General features: G+C 61.3%; 10 protein-coding genes and 7 pseudogenes. 6 read left to right on the plus strand and 11 right to left on the minus strand.

Translation table 11 applies throughout. The features are described 5' to 3' along the window. Window positions 1-27: 27 nt before the first annotated feature. The gene (locus HAP41_RS47955; RefSeq protein ID WP_166107435.1) at window positions 28-396 is read right to left on the minus strand and encodes a hypothetical protein; all 369 of its coding nucleotides are present in this window, start codon (window positions 394-396) and stop codon (window positions 28-30) included. Between the two features lie 19 nt (window positions 397-415). On the opposite strand from HAP41_RS47955, the pseudogene HAP41_RS47960 reads away from it, so the two are divergent. Continuing rightward, window positions 416-1,112 (plus strand): annotated as a pseudogene (locus tag HAP41_RS47960) (IS110 family RNA-guided transposase); the annotation flags it as partial. Window positions 1,113-1,204: 92 nt separating this feature from the next. Here HAP41_RS47960 and HAP41_RS50460 read toward each other — a convergent pair. Next, window positions 1,205-1,426 (minus strand): annotated as a pseudogene (locus HAP41_RS50460) (IS3 family transposase); the annotation flags it as partial. Beyond that, the gene (locus HAP41_RS47970; protein WP_166107433.1) at window positions 1,423-1,713 is read right to left on the minus strand and encodes a transposase; all 291 of its coding nucleotides are present in this window, start codon (window positions 1,711-1,713) and stop codon (window positions 1,423-1,425) included. The pseudogene HAP41_RS50460 and the gene HAP41_RS47970, both read right to left, overlap by 4 nt. A gap of 583 nt (window positions 1,714-2,296) precedes the next feature. Here HAP41_RS47970 and HAP41_RS47975 point away from each other — a divergent pair. The 5 genes and pseudogenes from HAP41_RS47975 to HAP41_RS47995 form a co-directional block, all read left to right on the plus strand. Next, window positions 2,297-3,424: an AMP-binding protein gene (locus tag HAP41_RS47975; RefSeq protein ID WP_166107430.1), complete on the plus strand. Its 1,128-nt coding sequence runs from the start codon at window positions 2,297-2,299 to the stop codon at window positions 3,422-3,424. Window positions 3,425-3,632: 208 nt separating this feature from the next. Continuing rightward, window positions 3,633-5,408 (plus strand): ABC transporter ATP-binding protein, encoded by a 1,776-nt coding sequence (locus HAP41_RS47980; RefSeq protein ID WP_166107474.1) that lies wholly within the window; start codon window positions 3,633-3,635, stop codon window positions 5,406-5,408. A gap of 83 nt (window positions 5,409-5,491) precedes the next feature. Further along, a complete protein-coding gene (locus HAP41_RS47985) occupies window positions 5,492-6,928 on the plus strand; it encodes an IS701 family transposase (RefSeq protein ID WP_166105276.1) in 1,437 nt (478 codons plus the stop codon). A gap of 89 nt (window positions 6,929-7,017) precedes the next feature. Further along, window positions 7,018-7,473, plus strand: a pseudogene (locus HAP41_RS47990) (transposase); the annotation flags it as partial. A gap of 37 nt (window positions 7,474-7,510) precedes the next feature. After that, window positions 7,511-7,729, plus strand: a pseudogene (locus HAP41_RS47995) (IS256 family transposase); the annotation flags it as partial. Here the strand turns inward: HAP41_RS47995 and HAP41_RS50465 are convergent. The 8 genes and pseudogenes from HAP41_RS50465 to HAP41_RS48035 form a co-directional block, all read right to left on the minus strand. Next, window positions 7,705-8,067 carry an HpcH/HpaI aldolase/citrate lyase family protein gene (locus HAP41_RS50465; RefSeq protein ID WP_321576432.1) on the minus strand — a complete coding sequence of 121 codons (363 nt, stop codon included), beginning with the start codon at window positions 8,065-8,067 and terminating at the stop codon, window positions 7,705-7,707. The pseudogene HAP41_RS47995 and the gene HAP41_RS50465 overlap by 25 nt on opposite strands. Continuing rightward, the gene (locus tag HAP41_RS48005; protein WP_166107424.1) at window positions 7,952-9,046 is read right to left on the minus strand and encodes a cysteine protease StiP domain-containing protein; all 1,095 of its coding nucleotides are present in this window, start codon (window positions 9,044-9,046) and stop codon (window positions 7,952-7,954) included. The genes HAP41_RS50465 and HAP41_RS48005 overlap by 116 nt, the downstream gene beginning before the upstream one ends. Then, window positions 9,036-9,785 (minus strand): HAD family hydrolase, encoded by a 750-nt coding sequence (locus HAP41_RS48010; protein WP_166107422.1) that lies wholly within the window; start codon window positions 9,783-9,785, stop codon window positions 9,036-9,038. Before HAP41_RS48010 ends, HAP41_RS48005 begins: the two co-directional genes overlap by 11 nt. Then, window positions 9,782-10,885, minus strand: a complete 1,104-nt coding sequence (locus HAP41_RS48015; protein ID WP_166107420.1) for a phosphoribosyltransferase domain-containing protein — start codon at window positions 10,883-10,885, stop codon at window positions 9,782-9,784. The genes HAP41_RS48010 and HAP41_RS48015 overlap by 4 nt, the downstream gene beginning before the upstream one ends. A gap of 429 nt (window positions 10,886-11,314) precedes the next feature. Continuing rightward, window positions 11,315-12,150: pseudogene (locus HAP41_RS48020) on the minus strand (IS5 family transposase). A gap of 95 nt (window positions 12,151-12,245) precedes the next feature. Next, window positions 12,246-13,088, minus strand: a pseudogene (locus HAP41_RS48025) (IS5 family transposase). Between the two features lie 679 nt (window positions 13,089-13,767). Then, window positions 13,768-14,322 (minus strand): hypothetical protein, encoded by a 555-nt coding sequence (locus tag HAP41_RS48030; protein WP_224581079.1) that lies wholly within the window; start codon window positions 14,320-14,322, stop codon window positions 13,768-13,770. Between the two features lie 437 nt (window positions 14,323-14,759). Continuing rightward, a pseudogene (locus HAP41_RS48035) lies at window positions 14,760-16,043 on the minus strand (IS110 family RNA-guided transposase); the annotation flags it as partial. Window positions 16,044-16,045: the final 2 nt, after the last annotated feature.

Here is a 16,045-nt window from a genome sequence, read left to right on the forward strand (position 1 = left end):
GGTGCAGGTTCGCGATTATAGCACTGCTCAGTTAGGGCGGCGCCCTATAGTTAGGTAGTCCGCCGCGGCCAAATCGGCTGGATTGAGCAGTCGACGCGCGTCGAATACCGTCTTGCTGGCAACTTGCAACGAGGCGAGTTCGCCGTATTCCTGTGTCCGAGTCGCGATGATGACGATCTCGGCCTGCCGATTCCGATGATCTCGCCCGGGTATTCCGATTTGATCTCGCCCGGGCGCGAAGCGTTCTGGCTGTCTGGTTTGTGGCATCGGCGACGCCGCGTGGTCAATCTTGAATCGCGACTCGACGGGTTGGTTTTTCTGTTGCTCCTGCTGTGATGGGGTGGACGCCCCCTCGACGGCATCGATGTGCCAAAGTGAAGGGTGTGGAACAGCCATCACGAGAGAGGAAGCGTCCGTGAACGAAGTTAGCGCAATTGGACTAGATTTAGCGAAGTATGTCTTTCAGGCCCATGGAGCCGATGCCACCGGAAAGGTCGTTTTTCGCAAACAGCTGCGCCGGAATAAGCTGCTGGCATTCTTTGCCGAGCAGCCGGCTTGCCTAGTGGCGATGGAAGCCTGCTCGGGCGCGCATTACTGGGCTCGTGAGATTGGCAAGCTCGGCCATGAAGTGCGGCTAATCCCACCGGCTTACGTGAAGCCCTTCGTCAAGCGGCAGAAGAACGACATGGCCGATGCAGAGGCGATCTGTGAAGCAGCGCAGAGGCCGACCATGCGTTTCGTTCCCGTCAAGAGTGAAGAGCAGCAAGCGAGCGCGGTGGTGTTTCGGACCCGCGACCTGCTGATCCGGCAGCGGACCCAGGCGATCAATGCTTTGCGTGGTCATCTCGCTGAATACGGGGGTGATCATGGCAAAGGGCACGGCCCATGTCGGAGAGCTTGTCGAGCGCGCAATGGATCCAAAAACCAATGTGCCCGAAGCGGCACGGTTCGTACTCGACATCTTGATCAAGACGATGGAGACGCTGGAAATGCAGATCAAGACACTCGACAGCGAGATCACCCGTCGCGCCCGAAAAGAAAAAGATGCCCGCCGTTTGATGACAATCCCAGGCGTGGGACCAATGACGGCGACGGCGTTGCTTGCCCTTGCGCGTGCCGGCTTCGTCGTGTTCGGCTTCGGTCCCAGCGCCGCGATGCCCATCTTGCGCATCAACCGCTGCACGCGCTTGCGATTGACCTGAAGCCCCTCAACCTTCAGCATCGCGGTCATTCGCCGCGAGCCCAGGAACGGCCAGGCGGTGAACAGCTCGTCGAGCCGCCGCATCAGGGCAAGGTCGTTGTCGTTGGCCGGCCGTGGCGGACGGTAGACCCCAGAGCGCGCGATGCCAAGCAACATGCATTGAGGGCGGATCGACAGCGCCATGTCGGCGCGATCGAGCATTCCTCGACGGTCCGGCGTGCTCATCTTCCGGACGTCCGCGCTAAAAAATCGCGCTCCACCGTCAATTGCCCGATCTTGGCGTGCAGCTTCTCGATCTCGCGTTCGCGCGTTTCCTCGCTCTCCCGCCCGACACCCGCGTCAAAGGCCAGTGCCGCCTGTTCCAGAAGTTGTTTTTTCCACGCATAGATCTGCTTCGGGTGAACCTCATAGCGCTGGCCCAGATCGGCCGCCGTCGCCTGCTCCCGCACCACTTCCAGCGTGATCTTTGCCTTCAGTACCGCGTCGATCGTCCGTCTCGTCTTCTTCGTCATCATGCTCTCCGTCTATCAAACGGAGCGGCCCTTTTCCAATTCGGCCTCTGGTCCCAAAATCGGGGTCCATTTCAAATCAAGCCATCAATTTGCGTCTCCAGAGTGGAACCGATCTCTCGAAAAGACAACGGACCTGTACGCTGAGGAATTGAAGGACGGGTCAAAGCAGACTGCTTTCTCTTTGCACGCTCAAGCGAATCTTCTGAAGACTCTAGCCAAATCCAACACTCCGTCGGACGTAATGAAATGCCATCTGGATTTCGCGGAGCGGCTCTGGTCGAAATTGATCAGCGAAGGCTGAGAGATAAGATTACTAAGGCGGGCCCGTCATGTGCGGCACGGTAAGCAATACGAACACTTCCAGTTCTCACTCGGGCAAGAACCGCTAGACACTATTAAGCTGTGTCATCTCCAAGACATTGATGTCCGAAGCTCGACTGCAAGTCACGAACACCCTGTCAACGCAGCGAGAGGCGCGTTGTGTCACGAGGAAACGCTCGTCGAACACTATTTGGCACATCCATTGCTTGAGATGCAAAGGGACCCCGTCACCATCGTCGCGACCCAAGTCTAAGGGTTCAATTTGGTCGATTTGATGCATTTGCCAAATTCGCTTGCTGTTGTTGCCGATGCCGAGCAGCCGATTGGGCCGATTGAGCTACTGTCAGTCGCCGAGCGCACGTATCTGCTGGAGGATCTGAACCGGACGGCGGTGATGTATCCTGAACAGCAGTGCATCCATGAGCTGTTCGAGGCCCAGGTGCGCCAGGCGCCGGAGGCGGAGGTCTATCAGGACCAGCGCGTCAGCTATGGCGAGCTCAATGCGCGGGCAAACCAGCTGGCGCATCATCTGATCGCCCTCGGGGTGTCGCCGGACCAGCCGGTGGCGATCTGCGTTGCGCGCAGCGTGGCGATGGTGGTCCGGCTGCTGGCGATCCTTAAGGTGGGTGGCGCCTATCATTCGCTGGATCCGGCCTATCCGTCGGCGCGGCTGCACCAGGTGCTGGAGGATGCGGCGCCCCATCTGCTGCTGGCCGACGCGGCCGGACGATCCGCGCTGGGCGGCGAGGCGCTGGCAGATCTCGCCGTGATCTATCTCGACACGGCAACGCCGGAATGGGCCACTCTCCCGGCGTCGGATCCCGACCAGCGCGCGCTCGGCCTGACCTCGCGCCACCTCGCCTATGTGATCTACACTACAGGCTCAACCGGATCACCCAAGGGGGTCATGGTCGAGCATTGCGGCCTGGTCAGTCTCCTTGCATGGCATGTGCAAGCATTTTGTCCGCAACCAGAATCCTGCTGCGCACTCACGGCTGGACTAGCATTCGATGCCAGCACGTGGGAGCCATGGTCTGCGTTATGTAACCGCAGCACATTGCTGCTGCCGCCCAGAGCGGCAGCAGGAGATTCCTTGCATCGGCTGCAATGGCGGCGAGATCAATCGCTGGCCGTTTCATTTTTGATCACGCCACTGGCTACACTCGCGCTGGAAGATAAGCTCATCAATTCCAGATTGGAGTACTTGCTTGTTGGCGGGGATCGTCTCCCACGTTTGCCTGCGTCTCTACCAGCGGCTCTCAAGCTCATAAACAACCGCGGCCCTACCGAAGGGACGGTACACCCGCGTGTTCGCAATCGGACGGCCGATCGTCTCAACGACAGTCTCTCCCCGTCGCATGCAAATCCACGTCGCAAATTCGGACAGTAGCTTGAGTGGATCTCGAGGAGCACGCAAAGCGTGAGGCGCTTCAGCTCAGCGGTTACGCCAGGAGTGGGTGGAATGGTTAGAAGACTTCGGCCGCAGCCCAAAGACTACGGGCATTTATCGCATCCCTCGGACGGCGCGCCAAGCATTGTGCACATCGGGTTTGGAGCGAACGGCTTTTACACAGTGTGCGCCGCAAGCCCCCAGCGCCATGAGCAGTCAAGATAACAAACGCCTCGTCGCAATCGGCGTGGTTCTCCCGTTTGCGTTGGAGCACTGGCTGAAGCAGCCAGTCCGTGCCATTGTTGTCCTGGTCGGCTTCTTGGGGGCGACGGTTGCCGATCTGTTCATGCCGGTCTATTCCGGCCGTCTAGTGGACGCATTGACCTCGGTCCCCTCCGATCAGGCGGCGCGACATGCGGCACTGATTGCGTTCGCTAGCACCCTCGCGCTTGGTCTGCTCTCGATTGTACTGCGGTTTATGGGCTTGCAGGCGATCGTGCCGTTCACGCTGAAGACCATGTCAGATGTGGCCCGTGGGGGCTTCATGCGAGTACAGCGCTTCTCAACGGACTGGCACGCAAACTCGTTTGCCGGCTCGACCGTGCGCAAGATCACCCGCGGCATGTGGGCGCTCGAACTGCTTAATCATACGATCCTGACGGCATTGTTGCCGTCTCTCGCGGTGCTCGTGGGCTCGACGATCCTGCTCGGCCTGCATTGGCTCGAGCTCGGCGCCGTGTTCGGCTTCGGCGCAGTTATCTATGTCGCCATGGCGGCGGCATTCACGATCGGCTACATCGCGCCGGCGGCGCGCGTCTCCAACGCCTGGGACAGCAAAGTCAGCGGCACGCTAGCGGACGCACTCACCTGCAATACTGTGGTGAAATCCTTCGGTGCTGCGGCGCGTGAGGATGCGCGGTTTGACGGGGTCGTCAGACGCTGGCGGGCGCGGGTGCAGCGCACCTGGCTGCGGTCCAACTGCACGAGCACGGTGCAGCTGATGATGCTCTTGTGCTTTCGTGCTTCGGTGATCGGTGGCGCCATCCTCCTGTGGATAGCGGGGCGGACCTCTCCAGGCGACGTCACTTATGTGTTGACGAGCTATTACATTATTCACGCTTATTTGCGGGACGTTGGGATGCACATCAACAATCTGCAGCGCTCGGTGAACGACATGGAGGAACTGGTTACCATCTATGGCGAGCCGATCGGCATTATCGATGCTCCCGACGCCAAGCCGATCGAAATTCACTCTGGGAGGATCACGTTCGAGAACGTCACCTTCCTCTATCACGGCGATCGCGTGCCGCTCTACGACGGACTGTCGATCAACATCCGCGCCGGCGAGCGGATCGGTCTCGTGGGCCGCTCCGGGTCCGGCAAGACCACGTTCGTCAAGCTGCTTCAGCGGCTCTACAACGTCTCCGGCGGCCGGATCCTGATCGACGGCCAGGACGTTGCGAAAGCCAAGCAGCAGTCACTGCGCAGCCAGATCGCGATCGTGGAGCAGGAGCCAATCCTGTTTCACCGCTCGTTGGCTGAAAACATCGCCTATGGCCGACCCGGCGCCAGCATGGCCGCGATCAAGGACGCGGCCAGGCTCGCCCATGCGCATGACTTCATCATACGATCGCCAAAGGGCTACGGCACGCTGGTGGGCGAGCGTGGCATAAATCTGTCGGGCGGCGAGCGGCAGCGCATTGCGCTGGCGCGCGCGTTCCTTGCCGATGCGCCAGTGTTGATCCTGGACGAGGCGACGTCGAGCCTGGATTCAGAATCGGAAGCGCTAATCCAAGAGGCGATGGAACGGCTAATGAAGGACCGCACCTCGATCGTAATCGCGCACCGCCTGTCGACGGTGCGCGGGCTCGACCGCATCCTGGTGTTCGATCGTGGCGAGATCGTCGAGCAGGGCACGCATCCGACACTGACCGTGCAACCCGGCGGCATCTATCGCAGTCTGTTCGAGCGGCAGGCCGTCTAGTACGACTGAGTCACAAAACCGCAGGCTTTATCCGGCCGGAATCAGCGATGGTTGAAGCATGGACCATCAGCCGAGGAGGCTACATGAGCGGGCGTGGCACCAAGACCAGTGAGATGCGATTTGCGACGTATTTGGAAGGGCTTGCCAGCGTCATCGGTCATGCTGATCGGAAGGCACCGCTGCGCGACTATTGCGTCGGCCTCATGGCCTGTGGCGGTCGTAAGAGCGTGGAGCCAATGGCGGCGATGACGGCTCCGGAACGGACGGCCGCCCAACATCAATCGCTGCTGCATTTCGTCGGCAGCGGCGCCTGGTCGGATGAGAAGGTGCTGGGCAAGGTACGAGAGATGGTCCTGCCGGCGATCGAACGCCAGGGCCCGATCGAAGCTTGGATCATCGATGACACCGGATTTCCCAAGCAGGGGCGACATTCGGTTGGAGTTGCACGGCAATATTGCGGGCAGCTCGGCAAGCAGGATAATTGCCAGGTGGCGGTGTCATTATCGATTGCCAATCACCACGCCAGCCTGCCTGTTGCCTACCGCCTTTATCTTCCGAAGGAATGGACTGAGGATTGCGATCGGCGGCGCAAGGTGGGCATTCCTGCCGAAGTCGGCTTCCGGACCAAGCCGGAGATCGCGCTGGAGCAGTTGCGGTGGGCCTGTGCGACCGGCCTTCCGCGTGGTGTCGTGCTGATGGACGCGGGCTATGGCAACAACAGCGATCTGCGCACGGAGATCACGGCGCTGGGATTGACCTATGTGGCGGGTCTTCTGTCGAGCACAACGGTATGGGCGCCCGGCACCGGTCCCTTGCCGCCGAAGCCATGGTCGGGCCGCGGCCGTCCCCCGAAACTGATGCGCCGCAACCGTCAGCGTCGGCCGGCCGCCGTTAAAGCGCTCGCGATCGGCCTGCCGGCCAAAGCTTGGCGCACCATCACGTGGCGGCAAGGAACGAACGAAAAGCTGAGCTCGCGCTTTGCCCGCGTGCGGGTCCGTGCCGCGCACCGTGATTATTGGCAAACCACCCAGCGGTTGGAGGAATGGTTGCTGATCGAATGGCCGAAAGGCGAGGACCAGCCTACCAAATACTGGCTCTCGACATTGCCGGAGGATGTGGCATTCCGGACTCTCGTAGAGACGGCTAAATTGCGCTGGCGCATCGAACGCGACTATCAGGAACTCAAGCAGGAGGTCGGGCTTGGCCACTTCGAGGGACGCGGCTGGCGCGGCTTTCATCATCACGCAACGATGTGCATTGCAGCCTTCGGATTCCTGATCTCCGAGCGGGAGGCGTTTCCCCCCTCAGGCGCTCGGCGCGCCCGGCCGATCCCGCTCGCTCGCGTTTCCGCGGATTACAGACCCCGCGGTTCTGCCGCTACGGACCCAACGTCACATTCCAAATTCGATCACGACGATGCGACGGCGACTCGAACAAGGGCTGGTCCGAACGTTGTCGAGATGTCCTTGTTGTGCAATCAAGTTCGCCCATTTCACAGACCACCGTTTGTGACGCAGTAAGACTAGCAGGCTGCTGAAAAAGTCGTTTCGTGAGGCCGCTGGGCTGTGATTCTGTGCATGCGGTTGATTCCTTTCGATTGAGGAACGGGATGCGCGGCGAAGATGAGCATGCGGAACGCCTTTTTAGCTACGTGCGGCTGGAGACCCGGATCCCGGCGGACCATCCGCTGCGAGCGATCCAGGAGCTCGTTGATGCGGCGCTGAAGGATTTGTCGCGGTCGTTTGATCGGCTGTATGCCCGCGAAGGACGGCCATCGATCCCTCCGGAGCGGCTGTTGCGAGCGCTGTTGCTGCAGGCGTTCTACACGGTGCGGTCGGAACGGCAACTGATGGAGCAGCTCGACTACAACCTGCTGTTTCGCTGGTTCGTCGGATTGTCTGCGGACGATTCGGTCTGGGACGCGACCGTGTTCTGCAAGAACCGCGATCGGCTTCTCGACGGCGATATCGCGGCGAAGTTTTTCGCAAGCGTTCTCAACCTGCCGCAGGTGAGCAAGCTGCTGTCCGGCGAGCACTTCTCGGTTGACGGTACGTTGATCGACGCGCAACGGATTGGCCATAATCACCCGCGCCACGAATGGCGCCACCGTGCGCCACCGCACGATCCGATCGAATGGTTGCCTGTTCAACAGGACGGCGCTCGCGATGGTCTTAAAACTTCTTGAGGCCGCGCAGAAAAGCTGGCGTCGTCTCGATGGCCACAACCAGTTGCCAAAACTCGTTATCCGTGTGACATTCAACGGCGCGATCGAGATCATCGCCAAACCGACTGACCGTCAGCCCACAACCGCCGCCGCCTGACCGGCTCGGCCGCCACCAAAATTTGGCGTTAGCTCGGAACGAAGGAATGCCGAAAGCCAGGTGAGTGCGACCGGCAGGTCCCGTTCGAGCAGGGCGTTGTCAAGACACAACCGGGCGGACCGGAGGCCGGGTACGCGCTTGGCGCCGAGCAACGCATCGGCCAGATCCGCGCGGGTGCAGGGCATATACAAGATGGCGCCGAGGCGAGGGCGGAAACCCGGCTCATGCGTCGTCGCCCAGGCTACGGATAATTGCGACCGCGCGATACTGCGATTCCCCGCCCAGCATATCGACTGGAATGGCATGCGCGGCGGCAAGATAGAGCAAGTGCGCCACATCGGCATCCTCGAAATCGCGAACCAGCAGCCGTTCCGGCGCCCGCCGCAGCAGCGCGCGCGCCGCTTCGGCTATGCCGGGCTTGATCCGGTTGCGGTCACGCGTTCCGCTTTCCGCCAGCAACTGCCGCATCATCGCCTCGCATTCCTGTTTCAGCTCCGCTCGGCGGGAGCCGTGCCCGTCTACCGGTTGCGGTATCGCCGCAGCGGCCAACGGCGCGATCGTGTCCACGAAGGCACGTGAGAGATCAGCACCGGCATATTGCGGGTAGGTGACACAGGCGTGGAAATCGCCCGGCCCCACCAACGCGGCATTGAGGATCGAGCGACTGACTAGGCCCGAAACGATGCCGTTCAGCAAGCCCGAGGCGATCAGATAATCATCCGCCGTCGCGGCGATGTCTGCCTGTCCTGCAGGGTCAGCAATCACGGCTAAGTCCGGTGTGAAGCCGAATGGCGCATTGGCCAGGGCCGCGCGAAGTTCGCCGGCAATCGCACCCTTGCCGGTCCAGCCATCGACAAATACCGCGTCGCGCGGATCGTGCCGGCCGGCGATATGGGCGAGCGCGACGCGATCGACACCCCGATCGCGGATAATGCTGATTGAATAATGGGCTGCGCGATGGCCGTGCGCCCGCAAGGTCCGTGCGAGCAAGACGCCGATCGGAGTCCCCGCACGCGCCAGCGAGATGATTACCAGCTCGCGCGCCGGCCTGCGTGCGGCGAGCTGCGCAGCGAGGGTGGCGACATCCTGCGCCAGGCGGGCACCGTTCCGCGCAAGCGCGGCGTGATAGAGGGATAGATAGCTGTCGTCCGGCACCCTCTCCGGCGCGATCATCTCCGAATAGTGGTGGCGGCCGGACTGGATCGCCGCTTCCTTTTCGGCGACGGAAGTCGGGGCCATTACCACTGGCTTGAGCAGGAAGGTGACATCGGCCGGGTCGTAGCTGCCCGAGAACGTGGGCGCGACCTCAGTCCGCATGGAACATGCCGCCGGCCAGCTGCGAACGGGTGGGCATCATGGCGAAATCGCAAAGGCCCATGAAGGGCGCATCGGTGCGGCTGTCGCCGATGCCGATCACCGGCGCATCAGGGAAGCGTGCGCGGAGGCCGGGTAGGATATATGCCACCGCATGGGCCTTGCCGAGATAGGGTGGCATCAGCGCCACGTTGTTGCCGTTGCGGTGGTCCGTCCAGCCCTTGGGCAAGGACGGCACGGCAGCGTCGACCACCGCAAAAAGTGCCGCGGCATTTGCATCTTCATGCTTGGCCACGGTGTAGAGCGGCAGCGCATCCTGGACCAGCACACGGGCGTTGACCGCGATGCCGCGGTCGCGCGCCCTGCGCCTGATCGCCTCCGCCAGGCCAGCAAGCTGCGACGCGAAGGGCGCGGCGCGGTCGGCGATCGTCGCAGCCCAGTCCATGTCGACCTGACCGCTGTCATCCAGCACGACGCCGCCATGCGCGCACACCGCTGCGCGGAATGGAATGCGCGCCCGCCGCAATGCGTCCAGGCTGCGGGCGGTGACGGGGACGAGATGCGTCGTATCGGCCAGCCATTCCAGGAACTGCATCTGCCGCGGGGTCGCATAGCTCAGCGGCGATCCGTCGCGCGCGAAGCCCAGCGGCGTCAAGCGGTCGGCCGGCAAATCGGGCGGGCATTTGCGCAGCGTCTGGAACAGCGTGTCGTCTAGATCGACCAGGGCGATGGCACGCGTCATGCCGTCCAGCCGATCAGTTCGGCACGGAGAGCGGCAATCAGCCCGGGGTCGATTGTCGCCGCGCCGGTCTCATGCGCGATCCAGTTCGCGCGTCCATCAGCCCGGTCGGCATTGTAGAGGTAATTGGGCACGCCCGATCCATAATTGTCGGCAAAGCGGAGCTTGGTCGCCATCGCGGCACCGGGGAATGCGGGGCTTCGGCTGGTCGCCTGCACGACGACATCATGCCCTTCTTCTGCGAGGCGTTCCGCCAGCAGGAAGGGGGGATAGGTGAACTCGCCGGTTCCGATGATCCGCAGTGGGCCGAGGATCTCGGGCACAGCGGTATCGGGTTCGGGCACCACGGGCCGGTCGAGTCCCAGCCGACCGAAATTGCGATGCGTCGCCATGCGCCCGAGTGAAGCAGCAGCGGTATCGAACGCGCTGTTGAGCACCGTCGTCGCCTCCTGCGTCCACTGCATGCGTCCGCGCAGCAGCGACGCGATGCACGTGGGACGCGGCATGCGTGCTTGCCACGCCTTGCCGGCCGACCAGTCGGTCAGCGTCGCTACCGCCATCGCTTCGATCAGTGGCCAAGCAGTGGCGAGCGCCTGGGCGAGGTTGCAAAGGGTAGTTCCTGTCGAGATCTCGTCGTCGACCAACACCACTGATCGCGGCTCCGGAAGCGCCGGCCTGTAGATCAGATGCGCGGAGGCATGGCTGTGCGGTTCTTCGAAGCGGCACAGCAACGGATGATCCAGTTGCTGTCGCGTCGAATGCAGGAAGTGGATGTCGACCCGGCCCGTTGCGAGGCGAAATTCCTCGTGCACCGTCTGGGCAAGGCACACGGCGGTCTCGGCCAGGCCGACGACGAGCACCGGCCCCGGCAGATCGTCAGGAAGCCGCGCCGCGAGATCGCGGGCGCTCTGCCGCATCATCTGCGGCGTGGCGGGCAAATAGCGCCCTAGGACGCGGGATACGACCAGGAATCCCCGCCGCGGATTTTCGCGCGCCGCAAACGCGCAAAGGCTTTCCAGCGGCCAGGCCGCCTTGTCCACGGCGATATCGAGCCGGCCCGTAGCCAACTGGATCGACTGGGTCTTGTCGGCGGCGGTCAACATCCGCAGGTGACGTGCGCGATCATGTAGCGGGCTTGGCGGACAACGTCTGCGCGGCCAGGAGCCGCGCTTCGTACGCCCTCTGCGGCTGAATGCCAAACGAATCGAGGAAGCTGAGTATCAAGTGGGCTCCACAGTGCTTGAGCGATAGCTCGCGATCGCCACGACGGCGATTGCAGGGTTAGCTACGGGTACTAATGCGCGTTCTCCCCGGCAGGGATCTGGGACCTGACTAGCAATGGGTGTGCCACCAGAGAATTTACGCAGTAAGTGCTTCAATAAAGATAGAAAGGTGTGCCTCGCCGGTGCGGATCCAGAGGCTCGGCGTCGAGTTGCGGACGATGTGTGATCGACCTGGCACTGGCCCAGATGAATACGACGACGCTGGCATCAGCTTGCTGCGCGACCAGTCTAAGAGTCTGTCCGGAAAGATTACCTTGGATTGCATAGCTTTCGCAGCATGAGTCGGATGGAGGCCAGCTTGAGAAAGGCGAGCGCCCTGTGATTGAAGCATTCCCAATCTTTGGACAGTCTTCGGCATCGCCCGAGCCAGGCAAAGGTACGCTCGACGATCCAGCGTTTGGGCAAGACGACGAAACGGTGAGCCTGATCGGAGCGTTTGACGATTTCGAGGTTCACGCGCTTCAGAGCGCTACGCAGCCCCTTCTGGAAATGTGGCCCTTGATATCCGCCGTCGGCGTAGAGCTTCAGAAGAAAGGGATAGAGGCCGAACAACGTTGCCATCAGGAGCACGCCGCCGTCGCGATCCTGGATGTCCGCCGCATGCACGATGGCGTGCATCAAGAGGCCTTGCGTGTCGACGAGAATGTGCCGCTTCTTGCCCTTGATCTTCTTGCCCGCGTCGTAGCCATGGAGATCATGAGGCCCCCTTTTTCAGCGCTTTTCACGCTCTGGCTATCGATGATGGCGGCGGTGGGAGAAGCCTCGCGCTCGGCCCTTTCGCGACATTCGACATAGAGGGCGTGATGAATTTTATCGAGCGTGCCGTTCCAGCTCCACAGATCGAAGTAGCCATACAGCGTCGAGCGCGGCGGCAGGTCCTTGGGGATCGCGCGCCACTGGCAACCTGTGCTCAGGATGTACATCAGCCCGTTGGCAATCTCGCGCAGGTCCACCGTACGCTTGTTGCCGCCGCGCTTGGCCGGCGGGATGCGAGGCGCGATCAGCGCCCACTCCTCGTCGGTCAAGTCGCTCGGATAGCGCAGGCGGCTGCGGTCGTAGCGTGCACGGTTCTCGGTAGTCCACATTGGCGGCGCGTCCCCATCGAATCAGGCCGCTCACCTTGAATCACAACCGATTCATTCGACTCAACATGTTTTGGAACAGACACTTAGAGCCTGACTCAAAATTGCATTGCTGTTTTTACCGCTGCGATGCGCCTTGTCATGAGTTGGACAGAGGCGAGGACGAGCCAGGCAGTTGCGCTTTCGATGGTTCGCTCGAAGTCCTTGGCCAATCTGCGGTTGCGGCCGAGCCAGGCGAAGGTTCGTTCGACCACCCAGCGCCGCGGAAGCACCTCGAAGCCCTGTGCGGCATCGGAGCGCTTGATGATCTCGACAGTCCACCGGCCGATCTTTTCCAGCACCGCCTTGAGCTTTTCGCCGGCATAGCCGCCATCGGCGAAGATATGGCGCAGCCAGGGGAAGCGGTAGCGAATGCTGCACAGGACATCTGGCGCGCCGTCGCGATCCTGGACGTCGGCAGCGTGAACGATCGCTCCGACCAGGAGCCCTTGGGTGTCGGTGACGATGTGGCGCTTTCGACCCTTGATCTTCTTTCCCGCGTCGCAGCCGCGAGGGCCGCCACTTTCCGTGGTCTTGACCGATTGGCTGTCGATCACGCCGGCCGTCGGCGAGGCCTCCCGGCCGATCGCCTCGCGCGCCAGCATCAGGAGTGCGTGGTTGATCGATTGCCACAATCCGTTGTCGCGCCACTGGTAGAAATAGTACTACACCGTGGTCATTAGTGGAAACAGAGTGGGCGGCAGCATGCGCCACGGCAATCCGCCGCGCAGCAGATAGAGCACTGCCTCGACGATGTGGCGATAGCTCCATTTCGGGCGCCGCCCGCGCTTGGCCCGCACAGGAAGCAACCTCTCCAGCACGCCCCATTCCGCATCCGTCAAGTCGCTTGGCAAACGCAGCTCCTCTCGGGCAAACTGTGCCCGGGTGATATCAGTCCACATTCTCGATCCCTTTGATGCTTCGCAACACCGATGGAATCAGAACTCGCTGTTATCACTCAACTTATTTTTCGGTCGGACACTCAGGGTCGTCGAATTCATTGTAAAGCGTGATATCTCGCTCCACTTCTTCGAGCTGTTCACGAATAGTCTCTGGCATAGCCGGACTTCTAGGCAACAGTGTTTTGACCGACCCGTGGTTTGTTCACAGAACATATTGCGGCTTTGCCTCCAGCCGATGCCGGTCATCGGCTCAAAAGCAGCGCGTGAGCTTCTGAGTAAGCCCGCAGCGTGACGGCGATCCATAGCCGCTCGTCTTGTCAGGTTTCGGAAAGCTAGTCCGGATAAAATGCCTTTGAAGTCAGTGGAACTTGGCAGGGACAGCGCAATGGCACCAGAACGGTCAGCGCCGAGTTGAGTTCCGCTAGCTTCAAAGTTAGTGCGGGCGGGGCTGGGACAGCGCCTGTCATGCCCCCAAGCCAACAGCCGCCGAGCCGCGTCCGCACTTCCAGCGACATGAAACTGATCGACAAGTCACCGCCCTGTCTTGGTAGTCGCTCCGAGGCATTCGTCCGGAGGATGCATCCCCATCGGCCTCTTGAAGCTGACCAGGGCGAATTTAGCGACACGGCAGGGAAGGCGCCTCCCCTTGTCTACCTCGAACCGTCCAGTCGCGAGGCCGCTAGCGTTCCCGCTGTTTAGGTCGTGAGGCCGCCACCGTCAGTCCGGTGTGATCCTTGAGGCTATCGATTACCGTGACCGCCGCTTCGAGTTCATCTCGAAGGCGCTTCGTAATCCGCAGAATGCCGCTCGCGAGCTCCTCGCGGCTGATTTCTGCACCGTGAGCAGCTTTTTCTTCGAGGTCGCGTATAGCTTCGTCGATCTTGTGCAGTGAGAATGTGCTAGGCATTTCCGGCTCCGTCACGATTAAGGGTCCGGCATCCGCCGAACCACGGTGTAAAACTGCGTCCGCTACACGGTTAAGTAAAGCGGGTGGCGTTGCGGGAAACTCTGTCCCCATCTCGCGTCTGAGCGCCTCGAATTCGGATAATGTCGAAAGAGGGCAATCCGCCACCGCGTCCATTTTTGAGCAGATAGCTTCGACCCGGGATCGCCAATCGGCTAGCTGTTTTTCAGTTCGCTGCGGCCCGTGCGTGTCTTCTGCCGGTGTATGGCTTGGCCTACGGACGTAGTGCGTGAATGCCTGGATTGCCGCTACCAATTCGGTCCTGGGCACGACGGTTACTCCTATGAGCGGAGCCAGCCCGAACAGCTGGCAGCTGCAGGCCAGGAGCTTTAATATGACGGCACGCGGGGATGCGGCAACCCACCGGTGCTGGTAGGTGCTCTCCGGTGGGTCTCACGATACAAATTGCTCGCACCTTGAGAATTTCATCCTCTTTGGGAGCAAAGGTGGCCAGCCTCAGTCTTCGAGGACGGGCTGGCCACCAAAGTTAGTGGTGCGCTGTCAAGGACAGCGCGCTGCCGCTAATTTAACTGGCAGCGCGAGCGCGGTAGGGACAGCGACGCAGAGTCGTGCTCGCGCTGCTTCTGTGGCGCCGTTTCCACGATTCGGCGCAGCGTTGTCTTAAGAATCTCAGCCCAACCGTTCTATTGTCCGTCCCTTCTCGCCTTCTCCTGCAAATCGATTTGATGTGCGCGTCCAAATCCTTCCTAAGAAACAGCCGGATTGGCGTCCCCCGGAATGGCCTGCAACAGGAAGCCTAGCGATTTGGCCCTCCGCTGAAGGTTGGCGACGACGCGGCTGCGATATTGTTGCTCATATTGGGTGGCACCCGGATCCCTGTAGCTCATGCCGTACCGGAGCGTGTTGTAGAATAAAACCGCAATCTTGCGGGCGGTCGCCGTTACGGCCTTCGACTTACCTGCCCGTGAGGACAGCCGACGATAGAATGCTCCCAGCGCTGTATCACTTCGACCGACCGTTGTGGCCGCCAACCGCAACAGCGCGGCTGCCCGACTGGAGGATCGTCGCGTACGCGAAGACAGCACCTTGCCGCCGGAGATCTTGTTGCCCGGTGCGAGGCAGAGCCAGGAGGTGAAGTGCTTGGCGGTCGGCCATGCCCTCAGATCTGTGCCGCACTCGCCGATGAGCTTCAAGGCGAGCGACGGACCCAACCCATGGATCTCGGTTAGATCGACGCCGAGCACACCATACAGCGCGGTCCTGACATCGAACGTGGGTGTGTTGACCTGCTTGGTCTTTACGCGTGGCCTGGGTAACTTTCTGCCCGGTTTTGCCCCTCTGTTGCCCAACGCAGCGATCAAGACTTCGAGCTTGCGATCGCAGTCCAGCATCTTCGCCTGGTAGACGTCGTAGAGTTCCAGCGATTGGGTCAGGGCGAAGACATGTTCATGTCGGTTGTTGCCCACCAGTGCAGCGCGGATCGTCTCTATGGAAGAATGGCAGCGTGCATCCCGGTAGGTCGCCAACACGTCGGGATTGCGTTCGCCCGCAACAATAGCTCGGATGATCCGCATGCCAGTCGCACCCGTGATATCCGAGACCACGTGATGGAGCTGCAGGTTCATCTCCATCAGGGCCTTCTGCATATGCTGGATATGCTGGATATGGGCAGCGGCATATTCCACCAACCGCTCCCGCTGGCGCAAATAGGCGCGCAGGGTTGCAATCTCGGCATCAGGTCTGAAGCTGCCGCGTAACAGGCCATAGGAATGAAGCTGGCGCAACCATGCGGCATCGCTGACATCGCTTTTGCGCCCGGGCACGTTCTTTGCGTAGCGAGCGTTGACCAGAATGACCTCAAACCCGCGCTGCTCCAGGATCTCGTAAACCGGGATCCAATAGACCCCGGTGGATTCCATCGCGACACTCGTCACGCCGCAGGCCTTAAACCAGTCTGCCAGATGATGCAGGTCTTCTGTGAATGTGCCGAACGTGCGCACCGGCATATCAGTGCAGGCTGGGTTCACCGCAG

Origin of the sequence: Bradyrhizobium barranii subsp. apii, from assembly GCF_011516635.5 — a bacterium.
Taxonomy (GTDB): Bacteria; Pseudomonadota; Alphaproteobacteria; order Rhizobiales; family Xanthobacteraceae; genus Bradyrhizobium; species Bradyrhizobium barranii.